We start from the raw sequence: 23,111 nt of genomic DNA, 5'->3' as shown, positions 1-23,111 counted from the left end.
TCAGTTTTACGTCCGATTAATGTTCGTTCAATAACAGTGAGTTATAATATCCTTGCTGATTCAGGATGATACGGTCGGGGAATATTTTCACTATCACTGCATTATGCTCTGTTAATTCATCGCCTTGGATATATGAACGTTGCCGCTTGTTTTGTTCAATAATGGCCAGACTATTTTCGTGTACGCTACTGCTCAGTACCCCGACTAAGTTAAGGGGGAGATGACTAAGGGGAGCCTGAAGAAACAAGGGGTCTTCTAGCGATAAATAGCCCACGCGATAAATATTCTTAACGGTATCCGCCGCTCCTGTTGGAAATATTCCTAATCCACCAATATCTATAACATTATGTTTTTCAACATCATTTTTATGATGGCGGACGGACGTTTTTTCTACAACTAAGGGCAGCTCCGACGGCCATAATGGAATAATATGATGCTCAATGCGTGACAGAATTAAAATGACAAGCGCAAGAGCAGCAATCATTTTGATTACTCCTATTCTGGAAAACGCTATCCAGCCCATTGAGGGTAAAAGATTTCTATTAATCAAAATTAGACCAGTGGTTAAGACGTAAATAAAGATCGCCCAATATTATAAATTCGGGTCAATGCCGAATTTATATTGCGCTTAGACACAGCATCATCAGCATTTCCCTCCTGCTGTTTCTTGTTGATACCTGATTGCAGGTGGCTAATACCCATCAATGAGTCGTTTAATTTAAGCCCATAATGAGGAATAGTGATAATCAAATCCCCAGGAATACTATTGCGTTGTAATAGCGCTCGTAGCTGAAAAATCAACTGATGATAATTATTGTCACTTATTCGTTGATGATTCTCATACCAAACCAAACTAATGATTTTACGCTTGCAATTAATCCCTTTGAGTAAGGCGACAAGAAGTCTTTTTTGCCCTTCAGTCAAGGTAATAGTCTGTTGACTAGAGTGAACAGTCAACTTGTTGATTGAACATTCAAGCGTGAATATATTTTTATATGTGAGTTTCCCATCGCTAAGTAACTGGATGCACTCTTCTTTCAATAGCATCTTTAAAATCCTAAAATTATGTATTAAATTTTTTTTGCTATTCTATTAGGGCATAATATTTTTCACACTACAAAGGAATTAACCATACTATTGCTGAGTGTGCCAAATTCATACATTAATCAATAATACTGAGCCATCAAAAAATGAATTCATACTACTTAACGTATCTGAGAATACTTGAGAAAAGATCAGTTATTGCATTAGATAAGCTATTATTGCTTAAGTCAAAAAGCGAGTTCTTTCAGGCAATAACTTTCAGACCAGCATCTTACCTAAAGCGACATCCTCTTAAGCACTCTTTTTCCGCTAAGTTCATGTTTGATCACTGCTGCGATATGTAATAATACTAATGCTGCTAAGGTGGTACAGGAAATAATATGGACAGTATTGAAGGTTGAGGTCACCGCCAAGTTATGAATCGGTTGCGGAATCATGAAGAGACCGAAAACATTAATGTCTCTTTCCATCATCAGTACTCCAGTCACCATGACTATCATAATGTTCAAGTAAATAATAAAATGTACCGCATGAGCAATAAATATTGTCAATCGTGTGGTATTGATCTCTTCAGGTTTTTCTGCTGTAAAGTAGTAATACAATCTAATGATGAACACAGGGATAAACAGTGTTGTCAGCGAGACATTAATAAATCCTATCAGCGTTTTCAGTGTCGGAGCGACATCAAATAGCGCAACATAAAAACCGGTTACCGTTGCCCAAACAATAATCACTGCAGAAATCCAATGTAATACGATCTGTTGCCAAGAATATTTATTTTTCATTTTTATTTTCACACTAGTAATTTGTACAAAACGAGTACAGCATCCATATCCGTTAGGTTCGAAAAAAAATGCCCTGTACAAGCGGCAATGAGGCGTAAATAGATGGTGCAGTGTTTGACTGATAATGGAAGGAGTGAACCTTTTTTATTCAATCGATATCAACTGTGTTGATTCCATGTGCTAGTGAGAAATGAACAATGCTTATGTTGATGCATTTAATATTTGTTCATCTCTTTTTCTCCCTGTTTGCAGTTGAACTACAGTATATCGACACCGATCCTGAGATAAAATTAGGTGTACTCTCCAATCGCTGTGGGAGTGTTCCTAAACCGTGCATCTGATTATTCTATGTTGAAGGAGTATGACTTATTTTTTTATACACATGGCTATACGGTTTTTGAAAGAGTTGGTAGCGACGCTTTGCTACTTTGTTTCGATGAAACCTTATAGAAATAGTACACAATGGAAATAAATGCTCATCGCAGTAAGAATACAACGTCAATTAGTCATGTTGGTGACACAAGCATTAATCAGAAATCACCAGAAAACAACAATAAGAGAGTTGGGCGTTTTATCAAGCATGTTCAGAAAGTTAAGCATGTACCTCTATCGGTCATCGGGGCTAAAGTAGCTCGTCATGCACTTAATGAATCACGCCAACAAAAACATCTTTTACTCTCGACGACCTTGCCGAATGTTAACGTAAATGCAGCACAGCAGGACACTTCTGGTGAAACGAAAATACCTTTGGCTGACGTAATAACGCATGTCAAACCAAATACGGCAAGTCGGAACACCAAGCCATTGGAGGCAAATTCAGATTTTATCAATGAATTAAAACTTAAGCTGGAAGCGCGAAACAAAACCAGTGACATAGTTGAAAATAAAAAAAGCAGCGAACCCAATAAATTTCAAAAAGAAATAGATGCGGCGAAGGCAAAGTATAAGTCTGAAGAGCCTATACGGATTGCCAAAGAAATCAAAGATGATATGAGAATTGCCAAAGCAAAAGAGGCCGAAGCAAAGTTGGCGTTGGAAGCAGAACAAAAATCTAAAATGGAATTGGGCCAAGTCAATATCACCCTCAAACTCGATGCGAAAGGTATTCCGTTACCGCCTCCGATGCCTAAAGAACAGAGTGTGCATCATCAGGGAACCGCTAAACTCGCCGGTAATCAGATGAATACCAAACCGAAGCACGCAGGTTTGGATGCTAAGTCGGCAGCGACAATGAACAATGTTATCCAAGAATTAACATTAAAGTTGGCAGAAAAAGGTCCAGTGAAACTATGGACTGAAAATAAGAACAATAATGACGGTAATAAAATTAGAGCTGAAATAGCTAAAGAGGCAAAACAATATTCACTTGATAGCACAAAGCGACTTGAAGCAGAAAGAATAATGGATGCAAAAGTCGCCAAAGCGCTTAGCGACGAAAAGGCTTTGGCATTAGAGGCGAAAAATGCAGAGAAGATTCAGGAGGTTAAGGCTCCTCTCAAACTTGATGCGAAAGGCATTCCGTTACCTCCACCGATGCCAATGGCGTAGAGGTGAAAATGGTATTTGATGAATGTATCAAGTATCTTGTGGCGATTTTAAAAAGAGTGCATCTATTATCTTTAAGCTAACAGATGCTACTCTTTTATTTTTCCATTACTGAATAATCCGCAACCTGCTATTCAACTATTGTCTACACAGTGATTGTCTACACAGTGATCGCACTACGCAGTGACTGTACCGACTTGATTCTTCATAGCAGGGTAGGGTTAATGAACATAATTGGTAAGGATACTGTTAGCTTTTTGGCGTTTTGTCATTAAGTTAGACTCTTGTGGTTGCTATCATTATTTGACAGTTCCTTATCGATGTCTTTTAACAGAGACCAATTATTTTCAATAGGTATAGGTTTATCTAAGTGATTTTCATTTGTAGTGGACTTGTTATTCTGGTTTGATTTTTCGGTAGCGGATGACTTATCTGGACTTATTTTATTGATGATGTCAGTATTTTCTGCCATGTATTTGGTCATTATAGCTTCCATGAAAATATTTTGCTTACCCACTTTTTCCGAAATCAATTCCCTATTATTCTTTTTGGTAACGACTAGTTTTGGCATTATGTTTGGCGTGATTGTGGTTGCTAGGTTTAATGCTGTCATCTTGTTAGACTTCTGGTGATCAACCACGTTGGACAGCAGCGGTAATATTTTTTGTATTGGTACTGGAAGTTCGCTCATTATGGGAAGCGTCTTTATATCACTTTTATTTTTGTTAAATTCTTCAGCTAGTTTGTTCATGGTGATTTTATCGGTAAGGCTTAATGCCATCCGGAGATTTTTTTTGATTACTGAACAAAAAATGTGAGGATTATGAATACCTTCAAATGCCTCCATCCTTTTGTTATCATCATTAATGCTTAAAGCCTGAGTGACTTTTTTCTCTTCGCTTAAACGATTAGATTTTCGGAATATCCCTTCTTGCGTCAGAAAAGACTTATTGTTGTTAAAGTAATCAATGGATCTCTCTAGATTGGACATTGCATTCTTTTGTCTTTTAGCAGAGTGGCCGATTGTAATAATGAGTTTCGATAAGAGTTTAGAAAAGAAACTTGAGCAGCCTTTCTTTGTATTATTTACATTCGCTGCGTTTTCTGTGTTCTCATTTTCAGTCGGTATCTTAGAAGTAATGCTTTTTATTCTTTTGATCCTGCTTACACATTCACCATTGGTGTTCGATAAATGATCAGTTGGTTGGCTATTCGTACGAGATATTGGTGTGATGAGAATCTTGGTGGTATTACTATTAAGGTTGACACTAGTTGCGCACATGCTATTGACCTCGGAAATTAACAAAAGGTCACGCTAATATATTCTTCGATTAGCCACTATCATTTTCCGAGGAACGAGCCGCCGTAATTTAACCTTTTACCTTCGGTTTAAGCATGGTCTATTTGCGCATAAAATTGGGATACTGTTTCTTTCAACGTCACGAGGTCACTCGCATTTTCAAGTTGTTCGCATAAGTACACTTGTTCAGGTGTGCCAAAAAGCTGGCATAACCCCAGCATCTTATGACCTATTTTTTGCACTGCAGCTAGATCCCCCGTTTTGACAATTTCCTCAATATTGCAGAGATAATCACGTAAACTGGCGCGATAGCGTGCGCTAAATGTGGAATCAGACATCACTCTTGTCCTCAGAGGTAAAATAATCTCGTATCAATTGTTGCCACTGCTCACGTGCGATAGGTTTTTGCAGTAAGTAATCCATACCGACCTCGCGAGCGCGCTGCGCATCTTCAGCTTTCAATGACGCTGACTGACCGATAATTAATATCGGTTCTGCGGTATCTTGCATCAATTTTCTGAGGTGAAGTACCAGTTCGAAGCCATCACTTTCATCTAACCGGCAGTCGGTCACGATGATAGTGTGGTGGTGCTGTAACCAACTTTGATATGCCTGTTGAGTATCAGCCACCGCATCAACCTGAAAGCCTAAACTACTGAACAATTCATATTGTACTTCCAGCAGCAGAGGTTCATCTTCGACGACCAATAGGCGACGTGATTCAGTCATGACTGAGGGGAAGGGCTCTTCTGGTGTGTTGTTATCACTATCCTGTTGCTGCTCTTCAGCAAACAGGCTTGCGATAGCCAAATAGAGAGCAGAAGCATAAACAGGGCAGGGTACCGTCGTACAAGCCCCCACTCGATTCGAAAGCAACCAGTGGTTTTTCGTGAAATCCAACGTCATATGAACCGCAGGGCCACTTAACGAGCTGAGGAGTGGATCAGATTGTTGATAATAGGGAAGTTCGCAGCCTTCAAGGATCTGAGTGACTTCGCTCAATGATGATGGCGCAATGTCTGCTGGCAGAATCACGTATAGCTCTTCAGGCAATGGATTTTCAATTTCATAATGAGCGGGGATCATGGGGAAGCCGAATCTTATCCTCGAACCGATGCCAGGCTTACTGACAATACCAAGATGCCCACCCACGAGATGGATATTCTTCTTCGCGACAAATAATCCCAATCCAGTTCCTTTGGGCAGCAGAGGATCACTATCTGAACGATGCTGCTTACCTTGATAAAACGGCTCTGAAAGTCGAGCTAATACCTTGTGGGGTATTCCCGTACCGGTATCGGTAACTTCTATGCTGAACATATTTTTACTGTCAATTTGCACTAATGCACATTCAATCAACACCATGCCACCTCGGGTGTGCTTGATCGCATTATTAACAATATTGTTCAGCGCTTGGGAAATGAGTGTGCTATCGATTAAGTGCGGTAAAAAACACTGTTTCGATAAGTAACGAACCTGAAGTGTCGTACCGTGAGTTTCGGCAAAACTGGCAAAGAGCTTAGCTGTGGTATCACACAGTTCCGCCAATATGTGTGGTCGTGGTTTCTGCTTTACTGAGCCAGCATTGATTTTGGCGTAATCTAGCGATAGATCGAGATTGTTCAATAACTCTTGTGTGACGTGAATAATATTAGACAGTCGGTCTCGTTGGCTGGTTGACGGGGTTTTGAGTACCAATCCTTCGCAGGCCGTCAGAATCCCTATTAGTGGTGTTCGTAATTCGTGAGCAAGCACAGACAATTCTAAGTTATTTTTTGAACCCAGCAGCTTGAGTTCTTTTCTTAACCGCTGGTAACGATAAAGTACGATCAACAGCAGAGACATTAAGATCGCGCCTAGAATGTAGGCATAGCGAGTGTTATTTTGAACAGAAACGGTTTCACCGATAATCCATTTCGAGGTGAGTTCTGCTTGTTGTTTTGGTGAAATTGAGGCGATGACTTTGTTGATAATGTCGATCAGAATTTGATCATCTGGGCGAGCAACCATCACCAGCGAAATATTGGCGTTGTTGGGGTAGGACATTTTTAGCTGCCCAGGGTAAACGACGTTCATATAATAAAGTGCAGTCGGTGAGAGGACGACTGCCGCAGCCGCACGCCCACGTACGACTTCACCGATAGTTTCCTCTGGCGCAGTCGCCACTTTGTAATTGACGCCGGGATACCGATTTATAAACCATTCAACCAATGACGAATAGTCTGTTATGGCGATACGCCCCTCTGCTCGCCCCTCCATGAGATCTTCTGGCGTAGTAATATTACGCGATGTTTTGCGTGTCACGGTCACTGGCCAAGTGGAGAAAATCGGATGACTACTGACCAGACCATTGTCATACGCGAACATGGCAGAGGTACTGGTGATGAGTGAGATCTCGCCGTTTTGCAGGTTTAGAAATGTACTATTTGCACTGTTACTCGGGACTACCTGAAACTTTACGCCAGTCGCAGTGGAAATTAAGTCAATAAAATCACGCGTTAATCCAATGTGCTCGCCATTTTTATTAAGATCTTCAATCGGAAAGAAGCGCGGGGAAATACCATACTTAATAACAGGATGATCCTTTATATACTGTTGCTCTTCTGGAGAGAACACAATGTTCTTTATTGCATAGCTGTTTGCAACTGGCAGCAGTAATAGGGTTAACGTAAGATAAACTTTATAGAAGTATTTCATGGGCATATTTAAAGAAATCAGCATTTGAAGTGAAGCCTAACTTTTTAAAGGCTCGCGTTTTCGTATTGGACACCGTTTTGAAGCTAATATTCAAAAGGATGCTAATTTCTTTTTGATTCACGCCATTGAGCAACATCCTCAACACTTCGGTTTCACGTTCGGTTAAGCTGTGACGATTTTCAGGCTCAGCTGGCTGTGACATGGCAGCCAACTCAATGGGAAAGAATTTTTTACCACGATAAATATATGAAATGGCAAAAAAGAGTTCCTGAATATCACTATTCTTCTGAACAAATCCCCAAGCGCCTGCTTGCCAGGCAATACGTGCGACAGCTAAGCTTTTATGGGCTGTATGCACGATGATTTTTAATTCAGGGCGCAGTTGCAGAAGGCGCTTGATAAGTGCAGCGCCATCTTGAGAAAGTGATTGGTCAACTTCAGTATCTAATGCATTGAGCGAATAATCTAACAACAACATTTCGATATCGTCATTGTTTTTGAGTAGCTCGATAAGCTCAGATGCATTGCTGACACAACCTACAACGTCAAGCGATAATTCACTGTAAATAACTTGGCGCTGCGGTTCTTTATGGTGATAAGGGAACTTTATTAAAATCTCTTTTAGGGCCAGCCGGCTGAAAGGTTCATCTTCTACTATTGCTATTTTTAACGTGCTAGTTTGTACCATTGAAGCCTCAGGAAAGAGGTAATGCTAACTGTTGTGCACTATCAGTGTTAACTTCTTATCGGGTTGATGCGTGAGCGGTGTTAGCTTATCGCTCATCATAATAAGTTTTCCGTCTTTCTCTACCCTGACACTGATACTGAGCTGATATGACAAAGAGGATAACTCATTGTGTAACGCTAAGCGAAATGGAATTTTCTTACTTTCCGATTGAGTCAGAAAAATATAATCACGGAAAGGGAATTCCTTCTCTCCCGCCATGTTACTCTGCGTTACTGATAAGGTTACTGTGGCATCTTCAGGTATTTTCTGATTAAAATTCTGAATATTTCCTTCAATATAAGAACCTTTATTGCTTAAGCCCATTTCAGAAATATGAGCACAGCCGGATAAAGTGACTGTTATAAATAGAATTAGGCATCGGAAATAGTTTTTAGCAGAAATATTAAGGGCGTACATGGTGTTATCCTACGGTTAAGACATATAAAAAAGAAAACCCAGCAGCAATAGCAAACGTACCGAATGTAATGGCTTTATCGATAATACTTCTCTGCGGCTTGTTGTTACGCTGCGTAGTGTCTATTGATGCCTTATAATCAATGTGCGTTTTTTTAGTTCCGGTATATAAAATACCAATTCTTGGTAACGTCGTAATTAGCCCTTCGTCTAAACTTGCTTTCTTAAACGAACTGCGTAATTGTCTAACCAGCTTATAATAACTGCTCTCCGTAACAATGACGCCGCGCTTCTCCCAGATTTCATACATAACCTCTCTTTTGCTACAGGTGTTCTCCAGCAACATTTTTAATAAGCAAGACTCGCTCTCTGAAAGAGATATGGTATTACTCTCACGAGAAAGTGTCCGTTTTAATGGGTTAAAAATAACATCTTCGCATAACACAGTAATACATGAAGTGGTTTGATCGTTGATCATGATAATTTCCTGATTGTATAAGTTTGCTGAATTTCTGGCGTATCTTATACAACCAATATGTATGCTTCTCAATGGTAACCCACTAAGATAGTCTTATTTCACGCATTAAACAGAGTACTCTCTATGCCTATGGAGAGTATTCCACAGGCCATTTGAGTGTTCTCTTTGTTGCGGCGCAAAAAGGCATCAGAATGTTGTGGAGGATACCAATAGTGATGTCGTTTTATAGGGTAAGGTTGGGGTGTTTTTGACTATTGCCATGATTTTATTAGCATAGTTATCTCTGTGATGAGGAGTTTCTGAGTGATAAGCTCCGACTGCTCGCCAGCTATAGCCATACTTAGTAAACTTCTGACTCAGCAAATAAGCGCCAGCTTGGATGTTGATGCAAGGCTGCATCAACATCTTCTCATGAGTAATAATGCCTATTGACTTAAGGCTTTCAAAATTAATTGAATTAATCTGCATTAGCCCATAATCATAGCTGCCATTCTTATTAAGATTAAGGGCTTCAGGTTGTCCACTAGACTCTTGTTGAATAATGGCTTCGAGAATGATTTCTGGTACATTCCAGCGAACGGAAGCTTTAGATAAGCAGGACGCTTGGGCAACAAATGAACTCAGAAGAATAATAGCTAATAGAACGTAAGTAATAATTTTCATAATAAATTCATTTTAAATTTCATCTGAATCGTCGTCATCTTCATCTTTTGGCATTTGGCCGATTTTTGAGAGTGACTCTTGATTCATCTGGTTGACAAATATACCGCCTGCAATATACATCGAATATGCAGGGTTAAATTTTTCTTTCAGCAACGTTTGGTCTCTGGGTTGCTCAGATGTTTTTAGCGTACTGACTAATCCGCTAATAAATTTCTCGCGTTCTGCTGCCGATAACCCCCTTAGTTGTTTACTGAGAAGAATGAAGAGATCTTTCTTTTCATGTGTGGAGTGCATACTTTCAATGAACTTATCAATAGTTGATTGTTCTGTTGCGGAGATTTTGGGTTGAACATTTGGCTGATTTGTTTTCGCCGTTTCTGTTTTCTCCGATGCATTTCCTTGCCATGCTTGCCTAATACGAAGATGGATATTATTGCTGTTGGGTTCAGGCTTCGAGTTTGGGGCTGCTGCTATTTTCAATGCAGAGTGAAGCGTCGTTATTGTCATTGAGTGCTCCTGATTGGCTCAGTTGTTCAGAAAGATTGCGGTACATGTCCTTTTTAGACTGTAAAATTGTACAGCGTACTGAAGGGGTGAAAATGTGTGGCTGCGTACTTTGCACTGCGCTTTCTGGCGAAAAATGAAGGATTTCATTATCGATTTCCAGTGCAATGCTGGTTTTCTCACTCGCGAGGGCAGTGATGTGTTGTTTCTGCGCCAGTGCAGGTTTTAGTTTTTGCAGCAATGCGGGCGGAAGATATATCTGGATCGGTGACGATTCAGGATGGAGCTGAATAAAGTGCTCACTGACAATCTCATAAACTCGCATATCACCGAATATGTCCGCCAACAGCGTCTGCAACTTCGCTTCACTACGGAGCAACATCTGCTGATACTGATTTTGACTGGACTCTAGCCCCTGCAATAGATCCGCTAATAATTTTTGCAGCCCATGCTGATACCCTTCCTGATAGGCAACGCGGTGTATTTCATTGGCTTCTTGTTGTGCTAATTGGCAGGTCTCTGCCGTTTTTTTTCGGGCTTGCTCTGTCAGCATCTTCTTAAAACGTGATGCTTTCATCACTTGATGCTTAATGAGCACCTTCTCTTGTGCGGTTTGCTGTACATCGAATTCAGTTTTCTCGGACATAACGGAAAGCTCCTTCTATTACATTCCAGGGGAGAGCCTTTTTCACTGGAACATTCATTAATTCTCGGCTTGCGGAACTGAACATGTAACTGGCACGCGTGGTGTATGCAGAGCCAAAGGGTGCCAGCCCTGCCAGTATTTGAATCGCACCTGCGGTGAGGAGCTTTTGTGGTGTTGACGGCTCCTGTTGTGGTTGTCGGAAATCGTCGCTGAGATGGTGATGCAGCCCAGCATACTGGGAGGTCTTTGCCCACCACGGAAGTGGTAATGGATGCATGAGCATCCCTAATGCCCAGGCGACTTTAGGAATATCCGTCCATCTGTTAGCCATAAAATCTGGCAACATCAGCGTATTTTTATCTGGCATCGGGAGTTGATACTGCATCAGCAAACGATGATTGTGGGCTTGCTGTAGTTGCGGTGGTAGAGCAAGGTAATCGACTTGGCTGTGCTCCACATGAAAGTAATGCCCAGGTGCCAGCATAATTTCATGCTGGCAAGTGAAGTTTGACTGGCAAGAAGGCACTGTCATGATTTTTGCTCTGTACTGACTGAGGGCATTTTTTCAGTATTACTCTGCTGCTGCTTGCGGCGGCGAAGTAGCAATAGAATGCTGATACCGGCTGCCAAAGTAGCCGCAAAGGAGGCCAATAGAACGGGTAACAGCGATGATTTCGGTTCATGACTGACCTGGCGCTGCAATGGTGGGCGTTCAACCACAACCACAGAGACATTATCGTAGCTGGCTTCTGTAAAACTGTTGGTGAGGAATAATTTGATTTTATTCATCATCTGTTTTGGATCTTCATTTCCAGCATAGGTCACTAGACTTGAAACTTGTTGAAGCTGCTTGGTCCGGTTATTGCTATTTAAAGGATAACTCACATGTACTCTGGCGTTTACCACACCAGGGATAGTCAACAACGACTGTTGCAAGCGCTGCTCAATTAATGAAAGCAAGCGTGAGCGCTCTGCCTGAGGTGAAGCCACAAGCGAGTCCCCTGGAAAAGCTTGAATAATTTCCACCTGTTCTTTAGACGGTAAGTTATACAGACGTAACAAATCGACAGCAGTGACAAAATCGCCACGTGCGACTTTGATTGAACTCCCAAGTTTGCCATTTTCTCTGCGTGTTCCTTCCACACCATTTTCTTGTAGAACGGCCAGCACTTCATTGCTTTGGCGCTGGCTTAATTCCGTGAGCAGTACTTGGTTATCACAACCGCCTAATAGCCCAAGAGCAGCAATGACCAATAATTTATTTAGCCTATTCATGATTTACTGGGCTTTTAATACAGTATCGATAGCGGAAACACTTTTGTGGGTCAGTGTGCTAATCATATTGATCGCGAGACTATAATTACCAACACGATTTTGTAACTGTAATAACTCTGCGGGGTTTGTTGCATCCCCATTGTTGACTTGATTAATAATGGCCGCCTTTTCATGACTTGCTGTCACACTATAACTGGCAAACATGCTTCTGACGCGATCTTCAACAGGGCTATTTATGCCCATTGATGGCGTCAGACTTTCCGAAACCGGCGAAATAGCTGGCGTAAGATTAATAAACATCGACATAAAGAATCCTTGGTTATTACGCAATAGACCTTTAACGAAAAGGTGATATTGCGTAATGGTGATATGGTTACATATTACGAATAATGGCTTGAGAAGTGTCTTTAATTGACTTCATAATATTACTTTGCGCTTGACGCACTCCGTTGTAGTGGCCATTGAGGGCAGATATTTTTGCCAAAACAATCGGGTTGTCCATTTCATTGTTAGGATCAGAAAGTGCATCTTTCAATTCTTTGGCTAGTGAATTAACACGGGCATTTAATAGTGCACCGCTACGATATGCCATCCCCAAGGAGTCTTTTTGGTTGTCAAATTCTTCATAACTTGACACTGTCCATCTAGATGGAGATGCGGCTACTGCAGGTGGGGGTGTAGTACCCGATGAATTATTAGTATTTGGCATGATAAGTCCTTGCTGTTAAATAGTGGTTTTAGAATGATACTGGCTTAAAATACCAGTGGTTATTGCCTAACAGCACATAGCCGTTAGTGTTATTGACGAACGATTTCCCCGCAATATGATCTGTTGTCAGAGAAATAGAAAATTGAATATGACGTGCCCCCCATTTTTTTGTATATTCATCGGCGAAGTTAATAGCCGACAGTGTTTGCTTATCGTTCAGATTGGCATTGATAATAAAAATGGGAGAACTATTTTTATGCGCGACTCGCCAAGGAACATTACTTTTCGTTAAGCCTTGCTCCGCTTTTTCGAATAACGCTTTAGATGAATATTGCTCCATTTCACTGCGGGTAGCGCAGGCAACAAAATGGGTCAGTGTTTGCTGAATACGCTTATTATCCAATTCAGAAATGTGAGTATTCAAACGACGAATCACCGGTTGGCAAGGCAATGATAAATCGACTTTTAAGAGCCCCGGTAAAATACCGCTTAATTGGTTTTCAATTTCTTCTTCCAATGCACTGATTTTTTTAACGATAACGGGTTCTTGGTATTGCTCTTTAAGTAAACGTTGTGTGCTCCAATCCAGATCACGCTGCGTTTGGACTAACACTAAGCTTTGTCCATTCCCGCTGGTTGTGACGGTTAGTGGTGAAGTACTGCCCTGAAGCAGCGTTTCCAGTGTTCTCACTTTGCGTGCTTCAGTATTGTAGGTAAGTACTTGCCAGCCGGTAAAGGCAGCAAGTACGGCCAACACAATAACGGCCATAAAAGCAAGGTGAGGCTTATTTTGTGTGATGGGGCTGCGAGAGGTACCCTCTGTTTCATCTTCTGCGATCGTTTGTGTCGGAAGGGGTAAAACCTCTTGCTCATTCCAAGGCGTTTCCAACATTTTAATCAAGACCGGAAAATACTCAGCGAGCATCAACTCCTGAAAAATGATGGGTTGCTTAATGTCGAGGCAATCACTGCTTAAAGTAAGATAAAGCCCTCCCTCAGTCCCGATTTCAGACGATACCTCGCTGTCATCAGAAATGATCGCTATCTCATAGTTGCCCTGCTCTCCAGGCAAAAAGTAAGTCGTAAACCCATCGTCATTAGTTTCAGTCCGATATTGCTGTTCCGGACCAATAATGATTCGATGATTATCAACTTTTAGCATTAATTCGTTGCTATTGAGTGGCCCACTGGCAATTTTCATTACACAGACGCTATTAGCCGTGTCCTTCATAAGTTTTTCTCGTTGTACCAAATTGGTGACGAGTAGACCCTAAACTGAATTTTCTGTCAGCGGAATCGAACTTATTTATTCTGACTCTTTGCATTAATGACTGTAGTACGGGCTATTCCGAACTATTCCATTTGAGATGTCGTGATGATCGCTCAGCATTGTCGCACTTGAATAACGACAGAGATAAAGGGCAATGATAGGACAACACGATAATGATGATTCGGCAGTGCGATGTAACTCGGTAGATCCACTTAATTCAGTTCAACAAGTGGCTCGCTGCCTATCCTTACAAGATCAACTCGTATTGGCGATACCGACAAATAAGTCCGGTACATTGACGTTTCGTTCCCGTTATTCAGGTAAAGAGTTTGCAATAACCCAATCTTCGCTATTTATTTGCGATAGCTTAATGGGAAATCAGGACCATTGGTTTGTGGAAAGCATCACGTTGGCACACTTAATCGAGATTATTGCCACGATTGATTCAGCACTGGGAAAATCATTGCTGCGTAATACAGAAAATGAAACGTCTGCTTCTTTAGCATGGCCAGAATTTATTTTTGTCGAACCTGCCGACTATTCGGCAAAACTATCAATTAATAATATTGTTACTGATTTGATGTTGCGGCATCAAGCGGAATTCAATATTTGGTGTCAATCATTACGTAAATATGAAGCTTACGGAATGATGAGTTTCTTACTTTCATCATCAGAGCAAGTCAATAATGTCAGTATTAGTTACCTTAGTGGGCGATATGGTGTGTCTGCTGCGTATTTCAGATATTTGTACAAACAAAGCTTCAATAATACGGCTAAGAAGAAAATGATGAGTGTTCGGATGGCCTCTGCTGTATTACGGCTTATCGAAAGTGAAGCCTCAATCCTGAATATAGGACTTGATGCTGGATATTGTTCCGCTTCACATTTTACCAATGATATTAAAAAAGAACTGGGGTTAACGCCTTCAGAAATACGACGCCTGGAGGCGATGTTACATGAAATTTAATTACCGAGGAGCGATTTGCTTATCGCTCTTTTTATTGACTGGCACTATTAGCCCATTGAGTGCCAATGTGGTGACGGCGATGCCAGTTGATCAAGAAGACCTGAGTGATTCTTTTGTCGCCAGTAATATCAAAGTCGGTAAATTGTTTGATGCCGTGGCTGAACGACTGAATAAACCCATTATTCTTAGCAAGCTGGCGGCGGAAAAAAAAGTGACCGGCAATTTCAATCTGGCCAATGCCGATGAAATGTTTAAAGCACTGGCCCGCCGCATGGCATTGGTATGGTATGACGATGGCGCGAGTATTTATGTGTATGACAACAGCGAAATGCGCAGTGTCATCGTCCACACTCAAGCCGCCGGTAGTGCACAAGTCCTCAACTATATTCAGAAAACCGGTATCTTTGATAAGCGTTTTCCTGTCCGTACCCAAGGGGATAACCGCTTACTGTTTGTCTCAGGCCCTCCCTTATATGTTGAATTGATTAGTGCCGCTGCTGCCTATCTTGACGAGCGCATTAAGCGGGAAGATTTAGCCGGTGGTGAGATAGCCGTTATCCCCTTAAAGCACTCTTCAGTAACCGATCGTACTTATAGCCAACGCGGGCAGACTGTCACCATTCCTGGGATGCTATCGTCACTGAATGCTCTATTTCAGGGCGATAACGGTGCTTCAGAAAATAATCTGACGATTCACCCGAAAGAAAATGAAGCTAAGCCAATTGAGGCCGGTTTTCCGTTGCCGCCATCCATTGACGAGGGCGGTGATTTGGCAAGAAAAATAGCCAACTCTTCTGCTCGAAAAAGCCCATTTTCTTTGGTGGCTTATCCCGATAGCAATAGTTTAGTGGTGAAAGGTAGCCCTGACCAAATTCGCTATGTTCGTCAACTGGTACAGACCTTAGATAATAGCCGCAGTCAGGTGGAATTATCGTTGTGGATTATCGATGTCGTGCGCAGCAAAGTGGATGATCTGGGTGTGCGCTGGGAAGTCGGGAATTTAGGTGTCGCTGGCGGCGCGGTGACGTTTAACCGAAGCACCTTGACCGATAGTAAGACTTTTCTGGCTCAAATCGATGCTATCAGTAAAAGCGGTAATGCGCGCATTGTCTCACGCCCGGTGATCCTGACTCAGGAAAATGTCCCAGCACTGTTTGATAACAACACCAGTTTCTACACGCGAGTCGAGGGAGAGCGGGTGGCGACCTTGGAGCAGGTGACTTATGGCACCATGATCAACGTACTACCGCGCCTCTCCGCCGGTAACAGTGTGGAAATGGAAGTTAACATTGAAGATGGTGGTCTCAGCCGCGATAAGTCGGGGAAAGTGGCGGATGTAGAGGGATTACCGCAGGTTAACCGCACCAATATTAATACCGTCGCACGTATCGGACGAGACAGTAGCCTGCTAATTGGCGGATATACACGTGATCAGATTGAAGATAACGAAAGTCAGGTTCCGTTATTAGGTGACATTCCAGTGCTGGGGAACTTGTTTAAATACCGCGCGCACAACCAACAGAAAATGATCCGTATCTTCTTGATCCAGCCGCGGATACTGGATGAAAACGAATCTTGGGATGGTCGCCAATTCTCTGAAAATGAACGCCTGAACCGTCAAGATAGCCAGCTAAACGGTACGGTTAAGTTCCTGCAAGATTACATAAGCAAACCATGGCAATAGGACCGGTTGGCATTAATAGCCGCTTTCTAGTGGGCCAGCGTGACAAGAGTGCTTCCTCGACTCAGGTCAGTGATGATGCTGATGAAACCTCGCGCGGTCAGGGTGTGATTGATGACAACGGCGAATATGCGTCGATGTCCATGTTAGCAGCAAGCCACATTCGCCGCGGTGGGGGGAAAGCGGATAACAAAGAAGAGTGGATGAGCTTTGCTGAACGTATTTTGGATGGGCAGGCGGATGAAAAACTCCTTCATGTAGAAGGCGTATTGAATGGCCGCTTGATGACGCCACAGCAATTACGTGCATTTTTGCTTCAATACTTTACCGATCCCAGTGATTTACTCATGGCGTTGGCGGTATTGATTAATCGCAATCGCCTAAAGCGAAAACAGATTGATCATCTTAATGAGCTGCGAGAATTACTGGAAGCAGAAGACATTAACCGCAATGCAGAGGCAGGGGTCAACATCGCCCTGGTTGCCAAAGCTTTTGCACAAAGAATGCAGCAGTCAGCAGGTGACCTGAGAATGCTCTATCGCGAGTTTCTCAGTTACGAGGGGCCAGTTGTTTATCTCTATGAACAATGGGCAGATGAGCAAGATGCACAAGAACGTGAAAATATCATGCGCTACCTAGCGCGTGCTTTAGCTTGCGACCTACAGGTATTGCCGCTGGGAAATGTCAATGTCAATGAATTTGGGCGCTTCTTTAATCGCATCCGATGTTTAAGGGAAATGCAGTCACTCGATGGAATATTTCGCCAGCGTTTTTTGCACGCAGGATTCGCCTTTGTTGGTCAATATGGTGAAAAAGCCCTGAGCCAATTATTTACGAGCGGCATCCGTGACCAAGCCTGTTTTAGTGAAAGTTTACTGACTTTTTTTTCAAAGCAACTCTGCGTATTAAGTAGCGATATGCGAGCACGTTTTTTGCAGATTTTAATTATCGCTTTTTCCACGTTACCGACTGGCATTTTTCAGTCGTTAGAAGATCGCGAACACCTTATGACCGAATTGAAAGAAAACATGGATCACCTTATGGCGATGGAATTGACTTTAGCTCAACGGGCATTAAGTGATAAAAAAGAGAACATTTTATGAATAAAATAACCGGACTATTAATAGATATTCGCAAACGTCCTGAATTGATGGTTTTAATCATCATGGTAATGGTTATTGCAATGCTGATTATTCCTCTACCGACTATTTTGGTCGATCTGTTAATTGGCTTAAATATCATGATATCAGTATTGATATTCATGGGGTCGTTTTATATTACACGGGTACTGGATTTTAGATCATTCCCATCCATCTTATTAATTAGTACTTTATTTCGTCTGGCATTATCAATCAGTACCAGTCGACTTATTTTACTTGAAGCAGATGCCGGCGATATTATTGCCACATTTGGCCAGTTTGTTATTCAAGATAATCTGGTCGTTGGGATGGTGGTCTTTGCCATTGTCACGATTGTACAGTTTATCGTCATAACGAAAGGTTCAGAACGTATTGCCGAAGTCGCGGCGCGTTTCTCACTGGATGCGATGCCTGGTAAGCAGATGAGCATTGATGCTGATCTCCGCGCGGGTGTTATCGATGAAGCAACAGTGAAAGAGAAACGTAATGAGATGGAAAACGAAAGCCAGCTCTACGGCTCTTTTGATGGTGCAATGAAGTTCATCAAAGGGGATGCTATTGCCGGTATCATCATTATTTTCGTTAACTTGATTGGCGGTATTTCCGTTGGTATGGCGCAGCAGGGCATGGATATGTCCACCGCACTTAATACCTTCACCTTGTTGACAATTGGTGATGGTCTCGTGGCGCAAATTCCTGCACTGCTTATTTCCATCAGTGCCGGCTTTATTGTGACCCGAGTGGGCGGAAATGAGAAAAATCTCGGTGAAAATATTGTTTCCGAGTTGTTCGCCAAAGACTTCACGATTCTGATCACGGGTATTATTGTTCTGGCCATTGGCTTCCTACCTGGATTTCCTACCCATATATTCCTACTGCTATCCGGCTTAATGTTTGGGCTGTTATGGTATCGCATCTATCAAAAACGCCAGGATAAAAAACAGCTATCCAGTGAAAAACAAGGCGAAACTGAAGTCAGTACTGATGTGGCTGAAGGTGAGACCCGACGGGAAAGCCAAGAGTCGGAAGATGAATATGTCCCCGAAACGCTACCGATTATTATTTCTGTGAGCCAAGCGCATAAGACGCTATTAGAGGAAAATTATTTTCTCTCGCGTATTAAGAAAGATATTTTTGTTCGCTATGGCTACCGTATTCCTGATATTGCCATTAACTATTCGCCGGTGGTGCCAGATAACAAAATTATTGTGCTTATTAATGAAGTGCAGGCGGGGAGTTATAATATCTGTTTTGGCGGCTATCGTCTTCTTACTGTTAATGATGAACTGGAATATCTTGGGTTAGAGTTGACTCAATATAGTGATGACAACAGCGTCGTGAGTTCTTGGCTTGAGGGTAAATATGTTGATGAGATTAAGCAGTTAGGGTTAATTGTACGTGATGATATGCAAGAAATGATCGATTGCATTGGAACGCTATTGTTGCATCACATTACTGAATTCTTCGGTATTCAAGAAACAAAGAACTTACTCGATGATTTGGAAAAGAAATACCCTGAATTATTAAAAGAGTGCTATCGCCACGCAACAGTCCAAAAAATTACGGAAGTGTTTCAGCGATTGCTGATGGAAAAGATATCCATTCGTAATATGAAGTTGATTCTGGAAACATTGGTGCAGTGGGTCCCGAAAGAAAAAGACGGCATGATGTTAGTCGAATATGTTCGGGGAGCGATGGCCCGATATATCTCATCCCGCTTTGCAACCGACGGGCGTTTGAACGTCCTGATGGTCAATGCCCAGTTTGAAGATGCGATTCGTCAAGGGATTCGGCAAGCTTCAGGGGGCGGTTTTCTCAACCTTGACCCCGCGAAAACAGATGAAATTATTCAGGCATTTTCGCTGGCATTGGAAAACAGTTATTTATCAATCCGTGACATGAATGTTCTGGTTCCCGTTGATATTCGTCGTTTTGTGAAAAAAATCATTGAAAGTCGCTTTCCTGAATTAGAGGTTCTCTCATTTAATGAGATCTCTGAAACAGTGAAAGTTAATGTTATTAAAACTGTATAAAGGAGAGTTAATATGAAATATCGGTTTATCGAAGCATTAAATACATTTTTATCTTATGAAGGGCGTCAGGACTTAATTAATTCTCAACTGGATTGCCACTCAACGATTCAGTTGGAATTGAACGAGTCGCCACCCATTAACGTCGACCTAGCGAGTGATGATGTTATTTTATGGAGCAATCTTTATGAATATCATGCCGCAGGTTTCGATACTAAGAGCGGCTCATTATTAAGCGAACTATTGTCATATACACCGCGCAATTTCCAAATTGGACAACCTGCGCTGAATATTACCAATAATACTTTTGTCCTTTCCGCGGTCATGCCAGAAGCCGCGATGAATGACCCGCAGTTATTCTCTGCCAGTCTGGAAGAGTTTTATGAGCGCAGTCATCAGCTCATGACACTGCTAATTGCTTAAGCGATGAAAATTTTTGAAACCTGCGCGCATCCGTCGCGCATTCATGGTTGCCTCATTGAAGCCCCGCTGCAAGGGGTGTTTATCGGTGAGATATGTCTGATTGAGCGTGATTTACGCCAGCGCGAAGTCATTGCCAAAGCGCAAGTTGTCGGTTTTCGAGGCAATTTGACCCTATTAAGTTTGATTGGGCGGGCGCAAGGAATGACACGCGACGTGGTGATCCGCCCGACTGGTCAACCCTTTGTTTTTGAGATGGGTGATCACTTAGCAGGAAAGATTTTTAACGCCGTTGGAGAGGAAGTCGGTGTTCTGAGCGGTGAAGCGACGACAGTGAAACCCCCACACACGACTTTGCGTCGAGTTGATAGCCCGCCAGTTGGCGTTGAGCAGCGTCGTCCGGTTAATGAGCCTTTGGTGACAGGGGTTAGGGCGATCGACGGTTTGCTCACTTGCGGACGGGGGCAACGTATGGGGATTTTTGCGTCTGCAGGCAGTGGTAAAACGTCCTTAATGAGTATGATCATGAACCATGCGGTGGCGGACATTTGTGTTATCGCATTAATCGGTGAACGTGGTCGTGAAGTCACGGAGTTTATCCATGAGCTGCAAGCATCACCGCGCAGTGCACGAACCATTTTAGTGTATGCCACATCAGATAGCCCAGCAGTAGAGCGTTGTAATGCCGCTTTATTGGCGACAGCGATTGCAGAGTATTTTCGCGACCAAGGGCAAGATGTGCTGTTGTTTGTCGATTCAATGACTCGATATGCACGTGCCTTGCGTGATGTGGCACTGGCCGCTGGAGAACTTCCGGCACGACGTGGCTACCCGGCTTCAGTTTTCGAACAACTTCCACTCTTATTGGAACGCCCCGGTGCATTACAGCATGGCTCGATTACGGCGTTTTATACTGTTCTGTTGGAAAGTGAAGAAGAATCTGACCCGATAGGGGATGAGATTCGTTCGATTATTGATGGTCATATTTACCTCAACTCAAAACTGGCCGGACGGGGCCACTATCCCGCCATTGATGTTCTGCACAGTATCAGTCGCGTTTTCTCCAAAGTCAGTACTCCCCACCATCGTCAGGCGGCGGCCAAAACACGTGAAATGCTTGGGCGGCTGGATCAGATACAGCTTTATCTTGATCTCGGTGAGTACCAACGTGGGGAGAATGCAGACAACGATCATGCGTTGGATAAGCGGGACGCAATCGAAGGGTTCTTGCAACAGTCAATGGAGGATGCGGGCAATTTTGAAAGCACGCTAAGTCATATCCATGAGTTGGCAGGCTAATGGTCAAGAATTTGCTGAGTTTGACGGAGCGAAGGCTGGAGCGAGTGAAGCAAGAGCGGCAAACATTGCTGCGTGCGATACAGACTCTGAAGCAAGAACAGCAAGATATCCATATGCGTGTTCACGCTCTGGAAGCCCAGAGCACTCTTTATGAACAGTCCGCAGAGCTTACTCGTGACGCTTTTTTTGAGCGGCAACGTCATAAGGCGGCCTTATTGGCAGAGGTCGCCCGCCTGTTATACCAGCAGGAGAACTTAAAGTCGGAACAGAAAAAACTGGGGCTACAACAACCGTTGATACAACAACGGTTAAGAGAAGCGAATAACCGGTGTGAGAAATTCCAAAGTTATCTAAAGCGGGAACGTACCAGACTGCGGTTAAATTTAGCCCTTCAACAGCAATACGAAATTGAGGAATTATCCACATATGGTGGCGATAAAACAGGCACCTAATAGCACTGCATTTGATCTCAAGTGTGATGACGCCGCCCGAGTGTCCCCGTCAAAAGTTCGGCGTGGTGATAATGAACCGAAAGTGAGCTTTATACGGGGGGAAGCGGAAAAACAAGCAGCAGAGTTACTAGACAAAATTAAGCAGCGCAAAAAAAAGATGGAAGAGCAGCCCGCTCCGGCGATGCTTATTCCGGTAACGATCATGAACAATATGCCACTCAGCACACAACTGAAGTTGCAGACCGCGTTGTTGCCTGACGCAGAGCATTTTCAGGCCGGAGAATCTTTGTCATCCCTGCAAAGCGAAGTCGCAGTCCAGCCCCAAACGGGGGAGAAAACGCCGGCTAAACCCACTATGTCTGATGAGTTTGGCCGCGAAAAAGCACCGATACGTACTGTGGCTGCTAAAACAGACACCCAGCCATATGCTATCCAACAAGATAGTGATGTTATGCAACAAGATAGTGATGCTATGCCACGGGCTGACTTATCTTCAGAAAATCGAGATAAGCCGACAGCGACGAAAGTATTCGCCGCCTCGTTATCTGCTGAAGGGCAAAAACAGAATGAGCATAACACCTCAGTCAATGCTCGCCAGCCTGATGCAGCGCCCAAAGAGGTCATCATGACTTCATCGGCATTGGGGCGTGAATTGAGCTCTTCTGCTCCACTTGCGCAGAAAAAAGGGAGTGCTCAAGGTGATGAACAGCCACTTGAACTGTTCACCCAACAGCCGGCGGTACAGTCTTCTTCGTTCGCGGAACCAGTCGAAATTAAAGCGGCTAGTAGGACACTACCCGAGGCGTTTGTGACTGAAGGTGAGTCGAAAGCAGGGAACCGTACGCTGAGTTACACCTTCACTCAGTGGAAAAATAGCCCGGTAGTGACGTTCGAATTATCGGTGGCAGGCGAACTGACGGCCATGACGACTAGTGCCGAAGTTCAGCAAGCACTACAGGAAAACCGCCATCTACTGACGTCGGATAACCCACTGCGTTTTCGCGATGATGAGCAAAATAAAGAGCGGCGTGAGCAGCAACAAGCTGAGCAAGAGGACGAGGCATAA

General features: G+C 42.9%; 26 protein-coding genes. 9 read left to right on the top strand and 17 right to left on the bottom strand.

Features of this window, described 5'->3' with window-relative positions; genetic code table 11:
* Positions 1 to 16: 16 nt before the first annotated feature.
* The 3 genes from BN68_RS12260 to BN68_RS12250 form a co-directional block, all read right to left on the bottom strand.
* The gene (locus BN68_RS12260; protein WP_019211454.1) at positions 17 to 484 is read right to left on the bottom strand and encodes a type II secretion system protein N; all 468 of its coding nucleotides are present in this window, start codon (positions 482 to 484) and stop codon (positions 17 to 19) included.
* Positions 485 to 564: 80 nt separating this feature from the next.
* Positions 565 to 1,047: a winged helix-turn-helix domain-containing protein gene (locus tag BN68_RS12255; protein WP_019211453.1), complete on the bottom strand. Its 483-nt coding sequence runs from the start codon at positions 1,045 to 1,047 to the stop codon at positions 565 to 567.
* A 272-nt stretch (positions 1,048 to 1,319) separates the two neighbouring features.
* Positions 1,320 to 1,829 carry a cytochrome b gene (locus BN68_RS12250; RefSeq protein ID WP_019211452.1) on the bottom strand — a complete coding sequence of 170 codons (510 nt, stop codon included), beginning with the start codon at positions 1,827 to 1,829 and terminating at the stop codon, positions 1,320 to 1,322.
* 462 nt (positions 1,830 to 2,291) lie between these two features.
* On the opposite strand from BN68_RS12250, the gene BN68_RS12245 reads away from it, so the two are divergent.
* On the top strand, positions 2,292 to 3,377 hold the full coding sequence (locus BN68_RS12245; RefSeq protein WP_019211451.1) for a hypothetical protein: 1,086 nt from the start codon (positions 2,292 to 2,294) through the stop codon (positions 3,375 to 3,377).
* Between the two features lie 268 nt (positions 3,378 to 3,645).
* Here BN68_RS12245 and BN68_RS12240 read toward each other — a convergent pair whose 3' ends face one another.
* The 14 genes from BN68_RS12240 to BN68_RS12170 all read right to left on the bottom strand — a co-directional run bounded on the left by BN68_RS12240 (position 3,646) and on the right by BN68_RS12170 (position 14,018).
* Positions 3,646 to 4,656 carry a Rho GTPase-activating protein gene (locus BN68_RS12240; RefSeq protein WP_019211450.1) on the bottom strand — a complete coding sequence of 337 codons (1,011 nt, stop codon included), beginning with the start codon at positions 4,654 to 4,656 and terminating at the stop codon, positions 3,646 to 3,648.
* Between the two features lie 107 nt (positions 4,657 to 4,763).
* Positions 4,764 to 5,012 (bottom strand): Hpt domain-containing protein, encoded by a 249-nt coding sequence (locus BN68_RS12230; RefSeq protein ID WP_019211449.1) that lies wholly within the window; start codon positions 5,010 to 5,012, stop codon positions 4,764 to 4,766.
* Complete coding sequence (locus BN68_RS12225; RefSeq protein ID WP_019211448.1) at positions 5,005 to 7,395, bottom strand: ATP-binding protein; 2,391 nt, start codon at positions 7,393 to 7,395, stop codon at positions 5,005 to 5,007. The genes BN68_RS12230 and BN68_RS12225 overlap by 8 nt, the downstream gene beginning before the upstream one ends.
* Positions 7,355 to 8,059 (bottom strand): response regulator transcription factor, encoded by a 705-nt coding sequence (locus tag BN68_RS12220; protein ID WP_019211447.1) that lies wholly within the window; start codon positions 8,057 to 8,059, stop codon positions 7,355 to 7,357. Before BN68_RS12220 ends, BN68_RS12225 begins: the two co-directional genes overlap by 41 nt.
* 24 nt (positions 8,060 to 8,083) lie before the next feature.
* Positions 8,084 to 8,515, bottom strand: coding sequence for a hypothetical protein (locus BN68_RS12215; protein ID WP_019211446.1), 432 nt, complete (start codon positions 8,513 to 8,515; stop codon positions 8,084 to 8,086).
* Between the two features lie 4 nt (positions 8,516 to 8,519).
* Positions 8,520 to 8,990, bottom strand: a complete 471-nt coding sequence (locus BN68_RS12210) for a winged helix-turn-helix domain-containing protein (RefSeq protein WP_019211445.1) — start codon at positions 8,988 to 8,990, stop codon at positions 8,520 to 8,522.
* A gap of 186 nt (positions 8,991 to 9,176) precedes the next feature.
* Positions 9,177 to 9,653, bottom strand: coding sequence for a lytic transglycosylase domain-containing protein (locus BN68_RS12205; RefSeq protein ID WP_019211444.1), 477 nt, complete (start codon positions 9,651 to 9,653; stop codon positions 9,177 to 9,179).
* A gap of 12 nt (positions 9,654 to 9,665) precedes the next feature.
* Positions 9,666 to 10,160, bottom strand: coding sequence for a hypothetical protein (locus tag BN68_RS12200; RefSeq protein ID WP_051144547.1), 495 nt, complete (start codon positions 10,158 to 10,160; stop codon positions 9,666 to 9,668).
* Positions 10,099 to 10,803, bottom strand: coding sequence for a hypothetical protein (locus BN68_RS12195; protein ID WP_019211442.1), 705 nt, complete (start codon positions 10,801 to 10,803; stop codon positions 10,099 to 10,101). Before BN68_RS12195 ends, BN68_RS12200 begins: the two co-directional genes overlap by 62 nt.
* The gene (locus BN68_RS12190; protein ID WP_019211441.1) at positions 10,787 to 11,335 is read right to left on the bottom strand and encodes a hypothetical protein; all 549 of its coding nucleotides are present in this window, start codon (positions 11,333 to 11,335) and stop codon (positions 10,787 to 10,789) included. The genes BN68_RS12195 and BN68_RS12190 overlap by 17 nt, the downstream gene beginning before the upstream one ends.
* A complete protein-coding gene (gene sctJ, locus BN68_RS12185; protein ID WP_019211440.1) occupies positions 11,332 to 12,078 on the bottom strand; it encodes a type III secretion system inner membrane ring lipoprotein SctJ in 747 nt (248 codons plus the stop codon). Before sctJ ends, BN68_RS12190 begins: the two co-directional genes overlap by 4 nt.
* A 3-nt stretch (positions 12,079 to 12,081) precedes the next feature.
* Positions 12,082 to 12,384, bottom strand: a complete 303-nt coding sequence (sctI, locus tag BN68_RS12180; RefSeq protein WP_019211439.1) for a type III secretion system inner rod subunit SctI — start codon at positions 12,382 to 12,384, stop codon at positions 12,082 to 12,084.
* Positions 12,385 to 12,451: 67 nt separating this feature from the next.
* Positions 12,452 to 12,787, bottom strand: a complete 336-nt coding sequence (locus BN68_RS12175; protein WP_051144546.1) for an EscF/YscF/HrpA family type III secretion system needle major subunit — start codon at positions 12,785 to 12,787, stop codon at positions 12,452 to 12,454.
* Between the two features lie 28 nt (positions 12,788 to 12,815).
* The gene (locus tag BN68_RS12170; protein WP_042806659.1) at positions 12,816 to 14,018 is read right to left on the bottom strand and encodes a PrgH/EprH family type III secretion apparatus protein; all 1,203 of its coding nucleotides are present in this window, start codon (positions 14,016 to 14,018) and stop codon (positions 12,816 to 12,818) included.
* A 193-nt stretch (positions 14,019 to 14,211) separates the two neighbouring features.
* On the opposite strand from BN68_RS12170, the gene BN68_RS12165 reads away from it, so the two are divergent.
* Genes BN68_RS12165 through BN68_RS12130 form a run of 8 tightly spaced genes read left to right on the top strand, consistent with a single transcriptional unit; the run spans position 14,212 to position 23,111 of the window.
* On the top strand, positions 14,212 to 15,024 hold the full coding sequence (locus BN68_RS12165) for a helix-turn-helix domain-containing protein (protein ID WP_019211436.1): 813 nt from the start codon (positions 14,212 to 14,214) through the stop codon (positions 15,022 to 15,024).
* Positions 15,014 to 16,708 carry a type III secretion system outer membrane ring subunit SctC gene (sctC, locus tag BN68_RS12160; protein WP_019211435.1) on the top strand — a complete coding sequence of 565 codons (1,695 nt, stop codon included), beginning with the start codon at positions 15,014 to 15,016 and terminating at the stop codon, positions 16,706 to 16,708. Before BN68_RS12165 ends, sctC begins: the two co-directional genes overlap by 11 nt.
* Positions 16,699 to 17,808, top strand: coding sequence for a type III secretion system gatekeeper subunit SctW (gene sctW / locus BN68_RS12155; protein WP_019211434.1), 1,110 nt, complete (start codon positions 16,699 to 16,701; stop codon positions 17,806 to 17,808). Before sctC ends, sctW begins: the two co-directional genes overlap by 10 nt.
* Complete coding sequence (locus tag BN68_RS12150) at positions 17,805 to 19,877, top strand: EscV/YscV/HrcV family type III secretion system export apparatus protein (RefSeq protein ID WP_019211433.1); 2,073 nt, start codon at positions 17,805 to 17,807, stop codon at positions 19,875 to 19,877. Before sctW ends, BN68_RS12150 begins: the two co-directional genes overlap by 4 nt.
* A gap of 12 nt (positions 19,878 to 19,889) precedes the next feature.
* Complete coding sequence (locus tag BN68_RS12145; RefSeq protein ID WP_019211432.1) at positions 19,890 to 20,297, top strand: InvB/SpaK family type III secretion system chaperone; 408 nt, start codon at positions 19,890 to 19,892, stop codon at positions 20,295 to 20,297.
* Between the two features lie 3 nt (positions 20,298 to 20,300).
* Positions 20,301 to 21,593 (top strand): type III secretion system ATPase SctN, encoded by a 1,293-nt coding sequence (gene sctN, locus BN68_RS12140; protein ID WP_019211431.1) that lies wholly within the window; start codon positions 20,301 to 20,303, stop codon positions 21,591 to 21,593.
* Entirely contained in the window at positions 21,593 to 22,045 is a 453-nt protein-coding gene (locus tag BN68_RS12135; protein WP_019211430.1) for a hypothetical protein, read from the top strand. Before sctN ends, BN68_RS12135 begins: the two co-directional genes overlap by 1 nt.
* Positions 22,020 to 23,111 (top strand): SpaN/EivJ family type III secretion system needle length determinant, encoded by a 1,092-nt coding sequence (locus BN68_RS12130; protein WP_019211429.1) that lies wholly within the window; start codon positions 22,020 to 22,022, stop codon positions 23,109 to 23,111. The genes BN68_RS12135 and BN68_RS12130 overlap by 26 nt, the downstream gene beginning before the upstream one ends.

It is taken from the genome of Yersinia massiliensis CCUG 53443 (assembly GCF_000312485.1).
Lineage (GTDB): Bacteria > Pseudomonadota > Gammaproteobacteria > Enterobacterales > Enterobacteriaceae > Yersinia > Yersinia massiliensis.
This window is presented reverse-complemented; position numbering and strand designations above follow the sequence as displayed.

What these genes read in the sequence shown, in the direction of transcription:
- BN68_RS12260 (WP_019211454.1), bottom strand. Translation starts at nt 484, where the DNA reads ATGATTGCTGCTCTTGCGCTTGTCATTTTAATTCTGTCACGCATTGAG.
- BN68_RS12255 (WP_019211453.1), bottom strand. Translation starts at nt 1,047, where the DNA reads ATGCTATTGAAAGAAGAGTGCATCCAGTTACTTAGCGATGGGAAACTC.
- BN68_RS12250 (WP_019211452.1), bottom strand. Translation starts at nt 1,829, where the DNA reads ATGAAAAATAAATATTCTTGGCAACAGATCGTATTACATTGGATTTCT.
- BN68_RS12245 (WP_019211451.1), top strand. Translation starts at nt 2,292, where the DNA reads ATGGAAATAAATGCTCATCGCAGTAAGAATACAACGTCAATTAGTCAT.
- BN68_RS12240 (WP_019211450.1), bottom strand. Translation starts at nt 4,656, where the DNA reads ATGTGCGCAACTAGTGTCAACCTTAATAGTAATACCACCAAGATTCTC.
- BN68_RS12230 (WP_019211449.1), bottom strand. Translation starts at nt 5,012, where the DNA reads ATGTCTGATTCCACATTTAGCGCACGCTATCGCGCCAGTTTACGTGAT.
- BN68_RS12225 (WP_019211448.1), bottom strand. Translation starts at nt 7,395, where the DNA reads ATGCTGATTTCTTTAAATATGCCCATGAAATACTTCTATAAAGTTTAT.
- BN68_RS12220 (WP_019211447.1), bottom strand. Translation starts at nt 8,059, where the DNA reads ATGGTACAAACTAGCACGTTAAAAATAGCAATAGTAGAAGATGAACCT.
- BN68_RS12215 (WP_019211446.1), bottom strand. Translation starts at nt 8,515, where the DNA reads ATGTACGCCCTTAATATTTCTGCTAAAAACTATTTCCGATGCCTAATT.
- BN68_RS12210 (WP_019211445.1), bottom strand. Translation starts at nt 8,990, where the DNA reads ATGATCAACGATCAAACCACTTCATGTATTACTGTGTTATGCGAAGAT.
- BN68_RS12205 (WP_019211444.1), bottom strand. Translation starts at nt 9,653, where the DNA reads ATGAAAATTATTACTTACGTTCTATTAGCTATTATTCTTCTGAGTTCA.
- BN68_RS12200 (WP_051144547.1), bottom strand. Translation starts at nt 10,160, where the DNA reads ATGACAATAACGACGCTTCACTCTGCATTGAAAATAGCAGCAGCCCCA.
- BN68_RS12195 (WP_019211442.1), bottom strand. Translation starts at nt 10,803, where the DNA reads ATGTCCGAGAAAACTGAATTCGATGTACAGCAAACCGCACAAGAGAAG.
- BN68_RS12190 (WP_019211441.1), bottom strand. Translation starts at nt 11,335, where the DNA reads ATGACAGTGCCTTCTTGCCAGTCAAACTTCACTTGCCAGCATGAAATT.
- sctJ (WP_019211440.1), bottom strand. Translation starts at nt 12,078, where the DNA reads ATGAATAGGCTAAATAAATTATTGGTCATTGCTGCTCTTGGGCTATTA.
- sctI (WP_019211439.1), bottom strand. Translation starts at nt 12,384, where the DNA reads ATGTCGATGTTTATTAATCTTACGCCAGCTATTTCGCCGGTTTCGGAA.
- BN68_RS12175 (WP_051144546.1), bottom strand. Translation starts at nt 12,787, where the DNA reads ATGCCAAATACTAATAATTCATCGGGTACTACACCCCCACCTGCAGTA.
- BN68_RS12170 (WP_042806659.1), bottom strand. Translation starts at nt 14,018, where the DNA reads ATGAAGGACACGGCTAATAGCGTCTGTGTAATGAAAATTGCCAGTGGG.
- BN68_RS12165 (WP_019211436.1), top strand. Translation starts at nt 14,212, where the DNA reads ATGATAGGACAACACGATAATGATGATTCGGCAGTGCGATGTAACTCG.
- sctC (WP_019211435.1), top strand. Translation starts at nt 15,014, where the DNA reads ATGAAATTTAATTACCGAGGAGCGATTTGCTTATCGCTCTTTTTATTG.
- sctW (WP_019211434.1), top strand. Translation starts at nt 16,699, where the DNA reads ATGGCAATAGGACCGGTTGGCATTAATAGCCGCTTTCTAGTGGGCCAG.
- BN68_RS12150 (WP_019211433.1), top strand. Translation starts at nt 17,805, where the DNA reads ATGAATAAAATAACCGGACTATTAATAGATATTCGCAAACGTCCTGAA.
- BN68_RS12145 (WP_019211432.1), top strand. Translation starts at nt 19,890, where the DNA reads ATGAAATATCGGTTTATCGAAGCATTAAATACATTTTTATCTTATGAA.
- sctN (WP_019211431.1), top strand. Translation starts at nt 20,301, where the DNA reads ATGAAAATTTTTGAAACCTGCGCGCATCCGTCGCGCATTCATGGTTGC.
- BN68_RS12135 (WP_019211430.1), top strand. Translation starts at nt 21,593, where the DNA reads ATGGTCAAGAATTTGCTGAGTTTGACGGAGCGAAGGCTGGAGCGAGTG.
- BN68_RS12130 (WP_019211429.1), top strand. Translation starts at nt 22,020, where the DNA reads ATGGTGGCGATAAAACAGGCACCTAATAGCACTGCATTTGATCTCAAG.